This window comes from Arthrobacter sp. 24S4-2 (assembly GCF_005280255.1).
GTDB lineage: Bacteria > Actinomycetota > Actinomycetes > Actinomycetales > Micrococcaceae > Arthrobacter.
Map to the genome: position 1 here is coordinate 686256 of NZ_CP040018.1, position 15867 is coordinate 702122.

Sequence of the window (15867 nt, forward strand, 5' to 3'; positions counted from 1 at the left end):
CTCTACTTTTTCAGAACCGATTCGAGGGCGGACTGGAAGGTCTGCAGTGCGGTCTTGGCATCGGACTTGCCAGTAATGATGGTCTGGCTGAACTGGTTCAGTGCCTGGCCGCCATCGAGGGCCGCGAGGTTCGCGTTCAGCGTGTTGCCCTGGGAAGCGAAGGTCTTGGCGATGGGCTGCCACTCCTTGACGATCTTGACGTTATTGGGGTCGGACGCAAACTCGGGGATCTCGGTGATGGACTTGAAGACCGGCAGGGCGGACATCAGCTTTTGGCGCCACAGTTCCTTGAGCTGGCCCAGGTAGTAGACCAGGAATTCCTCGGATGCCTCCTGGGACGGAGTGTTGGTGTACATCATGATGTTGTTGGGGAAAACGATGGTTGCCTTGTCCCCGTGCGGGCCCTTGATGGGGTCCGCCACGAGCAGGTCGCCGGAGGTGTCGCCAACGCGCTGCGGGACATTGACCTGGAACAGGCCGTAGCCGGCTTTGCCGTCCTTCCACTGGGCGGACATGTTGTCGGTGGTGTAGCTGACGGCGGCGGGATCGACGATTCCGTTGGACACCAGTTCCAGGACGAATTCCATGGCTTCGACGTTGCGGTCGTTCATCAGGTCAAGTTCGCCGTCCTTGGTGAAGACACCGCCGCCGTTGTTGACCATCATCATGATCATGGAGTGGTTGGCGTAGTTGTTGCCTGACCCGGCACCGGTGGTGAAGCCGAACGCGCCGACCTTTTTGAGTGCCTTGCCGGCTTCGAGGAGGGACGGCCAGTCGGTCGGAAGTGCCACGTTGGCCTTCTCGAACAGCGACTTGCGGTACCAGAACACGCGCATGTCCAGCTGCCACGGGACAGCTACGTACCCCTTGTCAGTCTTGAACGGGTCCAGCACGCCCGGCAGGAAGTCGTCGAACTGGCCGTTGCTCTTGAGCTTCTCGATCACCTTGTCTGCGTACGCGATCTGGCCCTGCTTCTCGAACTGGAAGGCTTGGAAACCGCCGCCGGTGGAGACTGCCGGACCGGTCTTGGACGCGATCGCCGAGGAGAACGTCTGGTAGAAGTTGTTCCACTGGATGATCTGGTAGCTGGCCTTGCTGTTGGCCCCGGAGAAGCCTTCAGCGATCTTCTTGGCGGCGTCGTTGTACGCCGGGGTGGCCCACGGCATGTCCCAGAACTTGATGGTTCCGCCCGCGCTTCCACCGCCGCCCTGCGAAGCGGAGCCGCCGCCGCAGGCGGCCAGGAGGGGAACTGAGGCCGCTGCGGCAGCGAAGCCCAGGAACCCCCGCCGGGAGAAGGCGGAAGATGCGATGGAGGGTTTGGTAGACACGATGGTTTCCTTTCAGGGCCCGGAGTGACTGAATGCCCGGGCCCTTCTCGACAATGAGTGGATGTTGACTTGAGGAACTGGAACTGGAACTGCTGGTGGTTCGGTAGGGCTGTCTAACTGGTGAGTTGGCGGAGAAGTGACATAACGGAGGTTAACTGCGCCAGGTCGTTGGCCGGGATCCCGGAAGAGATATGCGAGTGGACTCGCGACCAGCTGGTCCGGTGGGAGGATTCGTACAGTGTGGGAAGCGTCGTCGCTCCTTCGGTGGTTACCGCGCGGACCGCCGCCGGCCACGCCGCCGCAGGGTCCGGGAGGACGACGTCGGCACGCCCGGTTGAGGTGAGAATCGAGAGACTGGCGGTGGCCGGCAGCACGGACGTCATGATGCCCTGCAAAGCGACGGGCGCCCCGCCGGCCAGGACGCCGGCAACCGTGTAGCCGTTTGCGAGGCGCTGGACCATCCGCACGTTCTGCACTTCGATCCCGCACTGCACCAGGACGGCCAGCTGGTCCGTCAGCAGGTGCAGGGGATCGGTCCCGGGGCCGGCCACGGCAACCGAGTCAAGCAGGACGGCGTCGCTGAGGGCCGCGGCGATCACGCCGTGCACGTTTTCGCTGGTAGGAGCCAGGGCCGCGTTGCCAGCCCACTTCTGGTCCAGCACCACCACCGCAGCCGCGGCACCGGCGACGCCGGTGAGTTCGGCGGGGTCTTCGGCCACCGGGCCGGAAACCACAACACCCTTGGCGCCATTTCGGATCGCGGCGGCGGCCCGTTCGGTCCAGCCTGCATGGCCGGCGACGCCGGTGACGTCCGGCGCGGACGCCGGAGCGGGAGCAAACGACAGCGGAAGGGAAGCGACGACGGCGGGTACGGCACCGGCCGCTTCGGCCTGGGGATCTGCGTATACGGACAGCTGCGTGGTCATGCGTTGACCTCCATGTCAACCCGCCCTGCGGCTGCCTCGGCGATTGAAAGCGCGAACTCAAGGTCATGGATCAGGGTTTCCGCGGACGGCGGCTGGCCTGTCCCTCTGGCCAGTTCCGCCAGTTTGCGCCACTCGCCCTCGTAGCCGTTGTGGCTGAAGGGGCCCAGGACGGTGGCCTGTCCGGCCTTCCGGATCCGGGCGGTAGCCGAACCGGCGTGGACGTAGGACGGCGTGAAGTCGATTTTCAGGGCAGCGTCGTTGCCGATTGCCTCGAACACCCAGGATGGTTCCCAAGTCCCGTTCATCGCGGCGCGGAGCTCGATGGTCACGTTTCCGGCCCGCAGCGAGATGACGTAACCGAAGGGACGGACGATTTCAGCGTGGAGGACCTCCACCGCCGCAAAGTCAGGGGTGAAGCGGCGGACCAGGGGAAGATCGTGGATGGCCAGACCCATCACTCCGCCGGTGAGCATGGCCTTGATGGCCTCCGGATCCGTGGAGTCGCGGCCAGGCATGGGAACACGGCCCACGATCTCGGTGGCGAAATCCTCGAAGCGGGGGTTCGGCGGAAGGACGATGGAGGAGCGGACGGTGTGGACCTGTTCGGGCAGGTCGCCCCAGGCTTCCTCGGCCGCGAGCCAGCCCGGATCGAACGTGTGCATGGCGCCCACGATGATGGGAACGCCGGTTTCGGCGGAGACGGCTGAGATGCCGGCCGCCTCCTGACCGGTCATGGCGAAGGGCTTTTCGCAAAGCACAGCCTTCTTGCCGGCGTGGCAGGCGGCGATGACCTGGGCTGCGTGGAACTGGTGCGGGCTGCAGATGGCCACGATGTCCACTGCAGGGTCCGCGAGGAGTTCTTCCATACTGGTGCTGAAGTTAGCCCCGACCCGGCCGGCAACGGCTTCCGCCACCGCGGGGTCAACGTCCATGATGTGGCGGGCTTCGAGAATGTTTCCCAGCCGGGCAAGGGACGGCAGGTGGATTGCCTGGGTTACCGGCCCTGCGCCCAGGATGCCGACGCCGAGGGGGGCCGGTGCTGCCTGTGGTTGGCTCGACAAGGTTCTTACCTCTTTGTAATAGCTGGAGCGTGGATGCCCGGTGCCTGACTTCAGGTGACACCGCTCACACATCAAGCTAGGGCTACTTTTGTCGATCGTCAAGCAAAAGTTGAAAAGTAATCGACAACCTTTCGGTGGCGTGACATGCATAAGGGCTTCGTGCTATCACTGACTCATGAGTCCAACGTCTGGAAAAGAGCCCGGCACCGACCCCGGAGCCGACACTGCTGCCGATGCTACCGGGAGTCTTTCCCGGGCCGGTGATCTCTTCCAGCTGCTCCGCGACGGCAAGGCCCGCACCCGGGCCGAACTGGCCCTGACCACCGGCCTCGCGCGGTCCACAGTTGCAGCACGCATTGACGCGCTGATCTCCTCCGGGCTCGTGGGCCCGGCGGGTGAGGCAAGCTCCAGCGGCGGGCGGCCGCCGTCGCGCTTTGCCTTCAACCCGGCCGCGCGCTCGGTCCTGGCGGTCGACGTCGGGGCCACCCACGTGATCATCGCGGTCACCGACCTCGGCGGCAAGGTCCTCTCCGAACGGCGTCTCGTCCAGGATGTTGCCGACGGCCCGGAAACAGTCCTTGGCCGGGTGGTCGAGGAAGGCAAGACGCTGCTCAGCGAGGCCGGCCGGACTCCCGCGGACCTCGCCGGAATCGGGATTGGGCTGCCGGGTCCGGTGGAGCACGCCACCGGGATGCCGGTGAAGCCGCCCATCATGCCCGGCTGGGACGGATTCGACGTGGTCCGCTACGTCCAGCGCTCGCTGCCGGTCCCGGTGCTTGTGGACAACGACGTCAACATCATGGCCCTCGGCGAACGCACGGCCTACTGGCCGGAACACGACAACTTCCTGTTCATCAAGGTGGCCACCGGCATCGGTGCGGGAATTATCAGCAGCGGGGAGCTGCAGCGCGGCGCCAACGGGACCGCCGGCGACCTGGGCCACGTGCGGGTTCCCCGGGGCGACGAAACCCTCTGCCGCTGCGGCAATTACGGCTGCCTCGAAGCCCTGGCCTCGGGTCCCGCCGTGGCGCGCGAACTGGCCCGCCAGGGCCTGGCCGCCGAGAAGGGCGGCGATGTCCTTCGGCTTGTCGCCGGGGGCAACCTCCAGGCGATCCAGGCACTGCGCCAGGCCGGCCGGGATGTGGGGGACGTGCTGGCCACAGTGGTCAACCTGCTGAACCCGTCCGTGATCGTGATCGGCGGCAGCCTGGGCCAGGCCGGCGAGCACCTGATGGCAGGGGTGCGGGAAGTGGTTTACCGGCGGTCCCTGCCGCTGGCCACTTCACACTTGCGCATAGCGCTTTCGATGGCCGAGGACCAGGCTGCGATCCTTGGTGCCAGCCAGATGGTCACCCAGCATGTGCTGTCTCCTGCCGTGATAGAGGCCACCCTGCAGGCAACGGGATAACGCCCGTCATGTCGGCGCGGGCATGATAGCAATGAACTGATGACACCGATTTCCAGCTCCTGCACCACACCGCAGCCCGCCTCATGACGGCGAACATTCTCGCCAGGGTGCCGCGCGGCTGGGTCCTGCTGGCGAGCATCGGACTCATCGCGCTGAACATGCGCGGCCCATTCGTGGCTGTTGCCCCCGTAGTGGGCCAGATGCGGCAGGACCTTGGGTTCTCGCCGGTGGAACTGGGGCTGCTGACCGGCATTCCGGTGCTGTGCTTTTCGCTGGCTGCGCCGCTTGCCTCGTTTGCGGGCCGGAAATTCGGCGCCGAATTCGCCATCATGCTCACGCTGCTGGGTGTGCTGGCCGGAGTCATTGTCCGTTCGGCCGGAAACGGCGCCCTGGTGCTGTTTGGAACCGTCATCATCGGCGTGGCCATCACCATCGGGAATATCGCCGTCCCACTGATCATCCGGCGTGACTTTTCGCCGCGGCGCCAGGGGACGGCCATGGGCATCTACACCGCTGCCTTGAACATCGGGTCCTTCCTCACCTCGGTGGTTACCGCGCCGCTGGCCGAGCTTGCCGGGTGGCGGCTGTCGCTCGCGGCCAGCGGGCTCTTCGCCGTTACTGCCACCGTTTTCTGGGTGATGTCGGTGGGCCGGGAGGCCTTCGTTCCGGCGGCCGTCGAAGGTTCCGGTCCCCGCCCGGCCGGCGGGCGGCCGGCATCCCGCTGGATCACGGCCGGGCTCACAGCCGGCTTTGCCGGGCAGGCCTTCTCCTACTACGGCGTCACGGCGTGGCTGCCCACGTTCCTGATGGACGAACTGGGCATGGCGCCCTCCGCCGCCGGGGCCGGGTCCTCCCTCTTCCAGATCCTCGCCATTGTGGGCGGCCTCGGGGTGCCGATGGTGGCCAGGTTTGCCAGTACGACGGCGGTGGCCGTCACCTTGGGCCTGATGTGGCTGACGGTGCCCCTGGGCCTGCTGTTGGCCCCGGAACTGTGGTGGCTCTGGTCCGCGTTTGGCGGTGTTGCCCAGGGCGGCGGCATCACGCTGATCTTCATCGCCATCATCAAGCTGGCCCGCGACCAGGCGTCCGCCGGGCGCATGTCCGCGATCGTCCAGGGCGTGGGCTACTCGGTGGGTGCTGCCGCCCCGACCCTCCTCGGGTACGTCCACGGGCTTTCGGGTTCCTGGACCAACCCGATGCTGCTGATCCTGGGTTCGGTGACTGCTTTCATCCTGGGCACGACGCTTTCTGTGCGGAAGGTGCCGAAGACGCGCTGATGCGTCCCGCCGTCGTCGTACTGCCCCCACAACAAAGCGCGAACTGGCGCCACAAGAAGCGCGAACGGACACTTGAGCCCCTCAAACGAGGGCCTCAAGTGTCCGTTCGCGCTTAGTGATGGTTCCGTTGCCGGGCCGCCGCCCCGGATTTCGGGGTGCCTGTTGCGGAGGGCGTGGCCGCCCGGCAAACGGAAACTCTTGCGATTCCTAGGCGGCGACGAGCTCTGCGTCCTCGACCGGTCCGTCGGAACCGTCGCGGGCTTCGTGCAGGAAGCGGGCGTAGGCGGGGAGGGTCAGGAAGGTGGGGAACGCGTCGGCCAGGGTGACTTCTTCGAAGATGTCCCGGGCGTCGGCGAAGCGGTCGCCTTCGAAGCGTTCGAGTTTCGTGAATTCCTGGTCAAGCATGTCCTCCACCCACTCGTGCGTGATGATTTCGCCGTGGTCGGTGATGGCGTGGGAGTAGATCCACTGCCAGATCTGCGAGCGGGAGATCTCCGCGGTGGCGGCGTCCTCCATCAGGTTGTGGATGGCCACCGCACCGTTGCCGCGCAGCCAGGATTCGATGTAGCGGATGCCCACCTCGATGTTGTTCCGGATGCCCTTTTCGGTGATGGTGCCGGTGGTGGCAGCGATGTTCAGCAGCGCACGGTCGTCCGGCGTGACGTCCTCGCGGAGGCGGTCCAGCTGGTTCGGCCGGTCGCCGAGCACGCCGTCGAACACCTCGCGGCACACCGGAACCAGGTCCGGGTGGGCCACCCAGGAACCGTCAAAGCCGTCGCCGGCCTCGCGGGTCTTGTCGGCGCGGACCTTTTCGAAGGCGATGGCATTGGCTGCCTCGTCCTTGCGGTTGGGGACGGCCGCGGCCATTCCACCGATGGCCATGGCGCCGCGCTTGTGGCAGGCCCGGACCAGCTGCTCGGTGTAGGCGCGCATGAACGGGGCCGTCATGGTCACCTGCACGCGGTCCGGGAGGACGAAGCGGGGGCCGCGGGTGCGGAAGTTCTTGATCATCGAGAAGATGTAGTCCCAGCGGCCGGCGTTCAGGCCCGCGGCGTGGTCGCGGAGTTCGTACAGGATCTCTTCCATCTCGAACGATGCCGTGATGGTCTCGATCAGCACCGTGGCGCGGATGGTGCCCTGCGGGATGCCCATGAGGTCCTGGGCGAGGATGAAGATGTCGTTCCACAGGCGTGCTTCGAGGTGGTTTTCGATCTTGGGCAGGTAGAAGTACGGGCCTTTGCCCTGGGCGAGCAGGCGGCGGGCGTTGTGGTAGAAGTACAGGCCGAAGTCCACGATGCCGCCGGCGATCGGCTCGCCGTCGATGAGCATGTGCTTTTCCGGCAGGTGCCAGCCACGGGGTCGGACCACGATCGTAGGCAGCTCACCGGCGGGGCGCAGCTTGTATTCCTTGCTGCGTCCGTCGGCGGTTGAGGTGAAGTCGATCCGGCGTTCCAGCGCGTCCGTGAGGTTCAACTGGCCCTGGATGACGTTGCGCCACGACGGTGTGGAGGAGTCTTCCATGTCTGCCAGCCACACCTTGGCGCCGGAGTTCAGCGCGTTGATGGTCATCTTCTTGTCCACCGGTCCAGTGATCTCCACGCGGCGGTCCTCCAGACCCGGAGCCGGGGGAGCGACGCGCCAGTTCGGATCGTTGCGGACGGACTCGGTCTCGCGGAGGAACCGCGGGTCCTGGCCCTTGGCGATCTCGGCGCGCCGGTTCCGGCGGCCCTGGAGCAGCTCCTGCCGCCGTGCCGTGGTGGCCCGGTGCAGCTTGGCAACAAACGCCAAAGCGTCCGGAGTAAGCACCTCGCCCTGCCGGCAAATCGGCTGCGCGGTCAAAGTTATGCCATTGATAGTGAAGTTGTCAGTGAAGCTGTTCATTGGAGTTCTCCTGGTGCATGGCCCAACTGAGTCGCAGTAGGTGTCGTTTTGAGCGTTCAAAACGACACCTACTGCTATGTAGTTGGGGAAGTGTTAGTGGAACTGGCCTTCTTCGGTGGATCCCACCAGGGCCAGCGTGGATGCGTTCGGGTTGAGCGCAGTGGCGATGTCGTCGAAGTAGCCGGTGCCGACTTCGCGCTGGTGCTTGGTCGCGGTGTAGCCGCGGGACTCGGAGGCGAATTCCTTTTCCTGGAGTTCGACGTAGGCGCTCATGCCTTCACGGGCGTAACCGTGGGCGAGGTCGAACATCGAGTAGTTCAGGGCGTGGAAGCCGGCCAGGGTGATGAACTGGAACGTGAAGCCCATGGCGCCGAGTTCACGCTGGAACTTGGCGATGGTGGCGTCGTCCAGGTGCTTGCGCCAGTTGAATGACGGCGAGCAGTTGTAGGAAAGCATCTGGTCCGGGAACTCGGCCTTGACGGCCTCGGCGAACTTGCGGGCCAGCTCCAGGTCCGGGGTGCCCGTTTCCATCCAGATGAGGTCGGAGTACGGGGCGTAGGCCTTGGCACGGGCAATGCAGGGTTCGATGCCGTTACGGACCTTGTAGAAGCCTTCGGGGGTGCGGACCGGCTGTCCGCCTTCGCGGAGGATGAATTCCTGGTCGCGCTCGTCGACGTCGGAGGTGATCAGGGTTGCTGCCTCGGCGTCGGTGCGGGCGATAACCACCGAAGGCGTGCCGGCGACGTCGGCGGCCAGGCGGGCCGCGTTCAGGGTGCGGACGTGCTGCTGGGTGGGGATCAGCACCTTGCCACCGAGGTGGCCGCACTTCTTCTCCGAAGCGAGCTGGTCCTCCCAGTGAACGCCCGAGGCGCCGGCCTGGATCATGGACTTCATCAGCTCGTAGGCGTTGAGCGGTCCGCCGAAGCCTGCCTCGGCGTCGGCGATGATCGGCACCATCCAGTCCTCAACGGTCTGGATGCCCTCGGAGAACTCGATCTGGTCGGCGCGGAGCAGGGCGTTGTTGATGCGGCGGACCACAGTGGGAACCGAGTTCGCCGGGTAGAGCGACTGGTCCGGGTACGTGTGGCCGGAGTTGTTGGCGTCGGCGGCAACCTGCCAGCCGGACAGGTAGATGGCGCGGAGGCCGGCCTTGACCTGCTGCACGGCCTGGTTGCCGGTGAGGGCGCCGAGGGCGTTGGTGTACTTGCCTTCCTTGTGCTCTTCGGTCAGCTGCTTCCAGAGCTTTTCGGAGCCGCGGCGGGCGAGGGTGTGTTCTTCGGAGACGCGTCCGCGGAGGCGGACGACGTCAGAAGCCTTGTAATCACGGGTCACACCTTCCCAGCGGGGGTTGGCGGCCCACTCGAGCTCCAGTGCGGCGGCCTGTTCTTTGGGCGTCTGCTGGGTGGGCTCAAATGCTGCAGTCATCTTTGTCTCCTTGTTTGTGCTCCGGATGTCCAGGACCGGCCCCGTCCTGCGCCTTTGCAGTGGGGGCCGGTCCCGGACCGGTGCGGTGTTTCTTTCCGTGAGTACTACTTTTCTTCACTTTCAAGAGGGTTACTAGATGAAAACCATGGAAAGAAATGCGTTTCTTCGCGTATGCTCAATAAATGTCGCCTACAAGCTGGAACCGCAAAGCCGCCATCCCGCCGTCGTCCCCTGCCGCCCCGGAACTGGATGTCATCAGCCTGGGGCGCCGCGTCCGCCACCTGCGCAAAGCGGCGGGCATGACACTCGATGACCTGAGCGTCGCCGTCGGGACCGCACCAAGCCAGCTGAGCCTGATCGAGAACGGGAAGCGGGAGCCCAAACTGGGGCTGCTGCAGCAGCTGGCGGCCGCCCTGAGTGTCAGCATCGACCAGCTTCTCGGGGCCGAGCCACCAAACCGCCGTGCGGCGCTGGAGATCGAGCTGGAACGGTACCAACGCAGTCCCATCTACGAGTCCCTGAACCTGCCGAAAATCCGCATCAGTTCGCGGCTCCCGATGGATGTGCTGGAGTCCATGGTGGGCCTGCAGCACGAGCTGGAGCGCAAACTCAATGAGCAGGTGGCCACGCCCGAAGAAGCCCGTCGCGCCAACGCTGAACTGCGGGCCATGATGCGCGAGCGCAACAACTACTTCCCGGAGTACGAGGCCGAGGCGCAGAAGGTCCTGGCCTCGGTGGGACACACCAGCGGTCCGCTGTCCCATCACGTCATCGCGGACATCGCGGCGCATCTCGGGTTCAGCCTTCACCATGTGGGTGACCTGCCGCATTCCACCCGTTCGGTGACCGATCTAAAGAATCACCGAATTTACCTGACGCAGAACCAGCGCTCGGATCATGACCCGCGGTCAGTGCTCCTGCAGGCCCTGGGCCACTACGTCCTGGGCCACCAGACCCCCAACAATTACGGTGACTTCCTGATGCAGCGTGTTGCCACCAATTACTTCGCGGCCGCGCTGATGCTGCCCGAGCAGGCCACCGTGGAGTTCCTGCAGAAGGCCAAGCACGCGAAGGAGATCGCCGTGGAGGACATCAGGGACGCCTTCGCCGTGTCTTATGAGACCGCCGCCCACCGATTCACGAACCTGGCCACCCAGCATCTGGACATCCGTACGCACTTCCAGAAAACCCACAAGAGCGGCATTATCTACAAGGCCTACGAGAACGACGGCGTGACGTTCCCTCAGGATCACACCGGCGCCATTGAGGGGCAGCCGTCGTGCAAGAACTGGACGTCGCGGGTGGTGTTTGACGTGCCGGACAAGTTCAGCGCCTACAACCAGTACACGGACACCCCGGCCGGGACCTACTGGTGCACGGCCCGGACCGAGCGGTCCGCAAATGGCGAGTTTTCGCTGTCCGTGGGAGTCCCGTATGCGCAGGTGAAGTGGTTCCGCGGACGCGACACCACCGAGCGGTCCAAGTCCACCTGTCCGGACGAGAACTGCTGCCGCCGCCCACCGGCATCGCTGACCTCGGAGTGGGCCGGCAATGCCTGGCCGTCCGCGCGGGCGCACTCACACCTGCTGGCCGCCATGCCACCGGGCGCTTTCCCGGGCGTCGACGAGACCGAGGTGTACAGCTTTCTGCAGGCGCATTCGGGGAGCTGAGCAAACCCTCAGGAAGCGTACGGGCGTTACCCGTGCAGTTCCCGGTAGGCGGCAGCGGCTGCGGCGTGTAACGGCACACCTGCCGTGTTGATCAGCGATTCCGGGCTCAGGAACTGGACTCCCAGGCTGGAACGGGGGATCAGTTCCTCGGCATGGTCCACCAGCAGTTCGACGGTCCTCTTCACTGTCCGCTCATCCAGGTCATTGCGGCACAGGAGCAGATTCGCTACGCCCACCGCCCAGACAGCCGGAATTCCCTCGTAGGCGCCTTCCGGGATCAGTACCCGGTCGTAGAACGCGCCGTACTTGGCCCGCAGCGCCGGAAGCAGCGGGGAGAGGTCCAGGAATCCGAGCCGGACGTCATTGTTGGTGGCGGCAATGGCGGCTGTCGGCACACCGCCGGACCAGAACAACGCATCCACTGACCCGTTCTGCAGCGCCGCAAGCCCAGCATTGAGTCCGAGGTTCAGTACCATGACCGAGTTTCCGACGCCGGCGGCGGGGGTCGCGCCCACAGCCACGGAAGCCAGCCCGGCGGCCTCAAGCAGGCGCGGGGTGGTAAGTGACGTCCCTGAACCGGGCTCGCCGACAGCCACCGTCCTGCCAGCCAGTTCCGTGAGGTCGCGGATGCCACCGGCCTTCCGGACGACGCAGTGGACGTAGTTTTCGTACACCCTCCCGAGGGCCGCGATTCCCACGTTCGGGGTGCTGCCCGCCGGCACCTTCTGGGCAGCGGCATCTGCCAGTGCGACAGCCAACGTGGCCCGCCCGGTCAGAAGCTGCTCCAGGTTATCCAGGCTGCCGCCGGTCGTCAGCGCTGAAGCGCTGCCAGCCACACCATGGCGCTTGATGGACTCCGCCAGCAGCGTTGCGAATTCAAGATAGAAGCCCCCCGGCTCGCCCCCGGCAACGGTCACAGTGGCTGGCTTATCCTCAGCGGTGCAGGCGTTGAGGGCCGGGATAAACAGTCCGGCCAGCCCGGCGGCCAGCCCGGCCTTGAGGGCGGCCCTCCGCGGCGGAAGGGCTCCCGTCAGCTCAGTTGGTCCAGTCATTCAAGGGCTTCCTTCCGCTGGGTCACGGCACGCGGAAACTCGATGCGCGCGATCAGGCCGTGCGGCGAGGCCTCCGCCAGCAGCAGGCGCCCCCCGTTGGCTCCGGCCAGTTTGTCCACAATGGTCATGCCCAGGCCGTTGCCGCGGATCTCCCGGTGCTGAGGGGAGCGCCAAAACCGGCTAGTGGCAGCAGCCCGTTCCTCAGTGGAAAGCCCGGGACCGTCATCGGAGACTTCCACGGCGACCGCGTCCGGGCGGACGCGGACTGCCACGGATATCCGGGCGCCGTCGGCGTATTTGATGGCGTTGTTGATCAGTTCCCCTACCATCTGGGCCAGTTCTGCGGCATTGCAGGCGATGTGCACCGCCGGGTCCGGCGGATCCGCCAGCAGGATCGATGAGCTGCTGCGCCGTGCTGCAGGTCCTGCCCTTTCGGTTTCTTCCTGCAGGACAGGGTAGGGATCAATGACGGCCGGCTGCCCGCGCAACCGGGTCCCCAGCGGGCCTCCGGCAGAGTCTTCGAAGGCCCTGTGCTCGGCCGTCGCCAGCTTCAATACCCCGTCCAGGATCCCTTCCACACGTTCCAGTTCCGCCAGTACCCCAGCCGCCGCCTGGTGTTCCCGGGCTGTTTGCAGTTCAAGCACCAGCAGGTCGATCCTCAAACGCAGGGCGCCCACAGGATTGCGCAACTGATGGGAGGTGTCGGCAATCAGCTGGCGCTGGGAGTCGATGCTGTCGCTGACCGTCCGGGCCATCCTGGTGAAGGAGCGGCTCAGTTCCCGCAGTTCCGGTGGCCCGTCCTCCGGAAGCTGGCCAGTCCGGCCTGTTGCCTCAAGCTCCGTTACCGCCGAATTCAGGCGGAGTACCGGACGCAGTACCCAGCGTGTCACACGGGCGGCACCGAGCAGGAGCACCGCAGCGAGGGCGGCCGCCGCCACCCCGACGAGGAGCCACCGTTCCCGCAGTTTCTGCCGGGCCGCATCCAGATTGACCTCCAGGACCGCCTCGCCAAGAACCTGGCTTGCGCTGCCAAAGGAGCGTGACATCACCTCGGAACCGGTCCCGAAGGGCTGCAGCGGACTGAGTGTGGTGTCGCTGAGGTTCAGCTTTGCCCGGGCAACAGCGTCGCGGACGTCTGCCCTGTCCTCGCTCAGGCCGCCTGAGCGCAGGGTGCCCTGCGGGAGGCCGATCAGCACACCCTCACCGTACAGCCCCGAGTATCTGTCCATCTCTGTCTGCAACTGGGTGGATTCTCCGTCTGTTGCGGCGTCGAACGCCACCTGCGCGAGCCTGTTGAGGGCAGCCGCCCGGTTGATCTGGAGTTCCTGGGTGAGCTCCCGGCTGGCCGAGGTCAGGATGGCGGTGGAGGCGAAGATGACGATGAGGACGGACAGCACACTCAGGATTCCGAGGACACGCAGCTTCACGCAGGATCCGCCTCGACCCGATAGCCCACACCGCGCACGTTGATGATGAAACCGGGCAGTTGGAGCTTTGCCCGGAGACCCGTCAGATGCACGTCAAGGGACCGTGAGGACGCCAGGAAGGCGTCCCCCCACAGCGCGTCCAGGATTTGTTCCCGGGTGACCACCGAACCTGCATGCTTGGCCAGAAGAGCGAGCAGGTCGAACTCGGTGGCCGTCAAGGGCAGGACCTTGGGGCCGATGGCGGCCACGCGCCGTTCAAGGTCCACCTCGAGTTCGCCCAGGACGATGCTCTGCTGCCTGCTGTCCTTTGCGCGGCCTGAACGCCTCGTCACAGCTTCGATGCGGGCAAGCAGTTCAACCAGTTTCACCGGCTTGACGAGGTAGTCATCGGCGCCCGAGCGCAGGCCTAGGACCACGCTGCGCTCGTCATCACGGGCGGTCAGTATCAGGATCGGGACCGGTGTTACCTGGCGGAGCTTCCGCAGCACATCGAGGCCGTCCATGTCCGGAAGCCCCAGGTCCAGCAGGATGACCTCGAACCGGCGGTGTTCCAGGAGCGCGTCAGCCCCGCGGGCAACCCGGGAGGCCGTGTGTCCGGCGGAGACCACTGCCGCGTCGAGGGCGGACGCCATGGCGTCGTCGTCCTCGACGATGAGCACATCCATTGCCTGGTCCTGTCCGTTGACGGGGCAACTGCAGTCTGCCCGCTTTGGAGATTACCCCTTCTCCCGGCGAAACCTAAGGAAGTGTTAGGAATTCCCTCTCCACGTTGGTTGTGGGGTGTATCACGAATAGCTTGGATGGGTCCTCGGCTTTCGGAGGACCGTCAATGTCGAGGAGGAACCATGAGCAATGTTGCCATGGACAGCACGAAAGTACGCCCGGAACGGTTGCCGGGAGCACAGCCCAGCGAGGTTCAGCGATGAGCACCCAGCAAGCCGAAATCCAGAGTGAGTCAGCCCAGACCCGCAGGGCCGTGAGCAATATTCTCAAAGGCTCGGCCGGCAACCTGGTGGAGTGGTACGACCTCTACGTCTACACAGTCTTTGCCGCCTACTTCCAGTCCCACTTCTTCAACTCCAAGGACGAGCTGCAAGCCGGCCTTGAGGCGATGGCGGTCTTCTCGACGTCGTTCCTGATGCGCCCCATCGGGGCATGGTTCTTCGGCCGATACGCCGACCGCAAGGGCCGCAAGGCAGCGCTGACGCTCAGCGTGACGCTGATGTCCGCGGGATCCTTCGCCATCGCGCTCCTGCCCACCACACAGCAGGTCGGCGTCTGGGCGCTGTTGCTGCTGATCCTGGTGCGCCTGATCCAGGGCTTCTCCGTGGGCGGCGAATACGGCACCAGCGCCACCTACATGTCCGAAGCCGCCACGTCCAAGCGCCGCGGCTTCTTCTCCAGCTTCCAGTACGTCACCCTGATCGGCGGCCAGATGATGGCCCTGCTGGTCCTGGTCATCCTGCAGAACTTCATGCCCAAGGGCGACCTCACCGAGTGGGGCTGGCGTATTCCGTTCGCCATCGGCGGCGTGGCTGCGCTGGTGGTCCTGTGGCTGCGCCGCTCGATGGAGGAAACCGTAACAGCGGAGCAGGTCGAGGCCGCCAAGATCCCAGCCGTTGCGGGCGTGGCACAGCCTGGCACCATGAAGCTGCTGTTCACTGCGTACTGGAAACCGCTGCTGGTCTGCATCGGCGTCACCCTCGGCGGCACCGTGGCGTTCTACACGTACACCAACTTCATCCTGAAGTTCATGAACGATACGTCCGGCATCGCCAAGACCGACACCTCGGTGATCAACTTCTGGGCCCTCTTCATCTTCATGCTGCTCCAGCCGGTCTACGGCCTGATTTCGGACAAGGTGGGCCGCAAGCCGCTGCTGCTGTGGTTCGGCATCACCGGCGTCCTCTTCACCTGGCCGCTGCTGTCCACGCTGTCCAATACCAAGGACCCGTTCACCGCGTTCCTGCTCATGATGGGTGGCCTGCTGATCGTGGGCGGCTACACCTCCATCAACGCCCTCGTGAAGGCCGAGCTGTTCCCCGCTTCCATCCGCGCCCTCGGCGTCGGGCTGGGTTATGCGATCGCCAACTCGCTCTTCGGCGGAACAGTCCCCCTGATCGGCGCCGCGTTCCAGAAGGCCGAGCGGGTGGACCTGTTCTTCACGTACGTCACTGTGGCCATCGCCATCTCGCTGGTGGTCTACGTCTTCGCACTCAGGAACAAGAAGGCCACACACCTGGATCGCGAACAGGGCCACGCCTGGTCACAGGCCCGCAAGGACGACGACAAGGACACAGACCTCCTCAAGGTCTAGCTCTGTAAACGAACGACGGCGGGTGGCAGCCAGCGTCCCACCCCCGGACGCTCTCTCAGGTTCTGCGGCAAAAACCCGGACGCTCTCTCACTTTC

At 65.3% G+C, this 15867-nt stretch carries 12 protein-coding genes; 4 read left to right on the forward strand and 8 right to left on the reverse strand.

The window, feature by feature from the left end:
* Positions 1-2: 2 nt before the first annotated feature.
* From FCN77_RS03315 to FCN77_RS03325, 3 genes are all read right to left on the reverse strand, one after another.
* Complete coding sequence (locus FCN77_RS03315) at positions 3-1328, reverse strand: ABC transporter substrate-binding protein (protein WP_175417124.1); 1326 nt, start codon at positions 1326-1328, stop codon at positions 3-5.
* 113 nt (positions 1329-1441) lie between these two features.
* Positions 1442-2254 carry a hypothetical protein gene (locus tag FCN77_RS03320; protein WP_137321111.1) on the reverse strand — a complete coding sequence of 271 codons (813 nt, stop codon included), beginning with the start codon at positions 2252-2254 and terminating at the stop codon, positions 1442-1444.
* Entirely contained in the window at positions 2251-3315 is a 1065-nt protein-coding gene (locus FCN77_RS03325; RefSeq protein ID WP_137321112.1) for a Gfo/Idh/MocA family protein, read from the reverse strand. The genes FCN77_RS03320 and FCN77_RS03325 overlap by 4 nt, the downstream gene beginning before the upstream one ends.
* Positions 3316-3490: 175 nt before the next feature.
* Between FCN77_RS03325 and FCN77_RS03330 the strand changes: the two genes are divergently transcribed.
* Complete coding sequence (locus tag FCN77_RS03330; protein ID WP_137321113.1) at positions 3491-4723, forward strand: ROK family transcriptional regulator; 1233 nt, start codon at positions 3491-3493, stop codon at positions 4721-4723.
* An 83-nt stretch (positions 4724-4806) separates the two neighbouring features.
* Complete coding sequence (locus FCN77_RS03335) at positions 4807-6000, forward strand: CynX/NimT family MFS transporter (protein ID WP_137321114.1); 1194 nt, start codon at positions 4807-4809, stop codon at positions 5998-6000.
* A gap of 207 nt (positions 6001-6207) precedes the next feature.
* Here FCN77_RS03335 and aceB read toward each other — a convergent pair whose 3' ends face one another.
* Together aceB and aceA are read right to left on the reverse strand one after the other, a co-directional pair.
* The gene (gene aceB / locus FCN77_RS03340; protein WP_137321115.1) at positions 6208-7881 is read right to left on the reverse strand and encodes a malate synthase A; all 1674 of its coding nucleotides are present in this window, start codon (positions 7879-7881) and stop codon (positions 6208-6210) included.
* Positions 7882-7974: 93 nt separating this feature from the next.
* Positions 7975-9306 carry an isocitrate lyase gene (aceA, locus tag FCN77_RS03345; RefSeq protein WP_137321116.1) on the reverse strand — a complete coding sequence of 444 codons (1332 nt, stop codon included), beginning with the start codon at positions 9304-9306 and terminating at the stop codon, positions 7975-7977.
* 182 nt (positions 9307-9488) lie between these two features.
* On the opposite strand from aceA, the gene FCN77_RS03350 reads away from it, so the two are divergent.
* Positions 9489-10976 (forward strand): helix-turn-helix transcriptional regulator, encoded by a 1488-nt coding sequence (locus FCN77_RS03350; RefSeq protein WP_137321117.1) that lies wholly within the window; start codon positions 9489-9491, stop codon positions 10974-10976.
* Positions 10977-11002: 26 nt separating this feature from the next.
* On the opposite strand, the gene FCN77_RS03355 is transcribed toward FCN77_RS03350, so the two are convergent.
* The 3 genes from FCN77_RS03355 to FCN77_RS03365 are packed head-to-tail and all read right to left on the reverse strand — an operon-like array spanning position 11003 to position 14120.
* Positions 11003-12028 (reverse strand): TAXI family TRAP transporter solute-binding subunit, encoded by a 1026-nt coding sequence (locus FCN77_RS03355; RefSeq protein WP_137321118.1) that lies wholly within the window; start codon positions 12026-12028, stop codon positions 11003-11005.
* Positions 12025-13455 (reverse strand): HAMP domain-containing sensor histidine kinase, encoded by a 1431-nt coding sequence (locus FCN77_RS03360; protein ID WP_137321119.1) that lies wholly within the window; start codon positions 13453-13455, stop codon positions 12025-12027. The genes FCN77_RS03355 and FCN77_RS03360 overlap by 4 nt, the downstream gene beginning before the upstream one ends.
* Positions 13452-14120, reverse strand: a complete 669-nt coding sequence (locus tag FCN77_RS03365; protein ID WP_137321120.1) for a response regulator transcription factor — start codon at positions 14118-14120, stop codon at positions 13452-13454. Before FCN77_RS03365 ends, FCN77_RS03360 begins: the two co-directional genes overlap by 4 nt.
* A gap of 257 nt (positions 14121-14377) precedes the next feature.
* On the opposite strand from FCN77_RS03365, the gene FCN77_RS03370 reads away from it, so the two are divergent.
* Positions 14378-15772, forward strand: coding sequence for an MFS transporter (locus FCN77_RS03370; protein ID WP_137321121.1), 1395 nt, complete (start codon positions 14378-14380; stop codon positions 15770-15772).
* Positions 15773-15867: the final 95 nt, after the last annotated feature.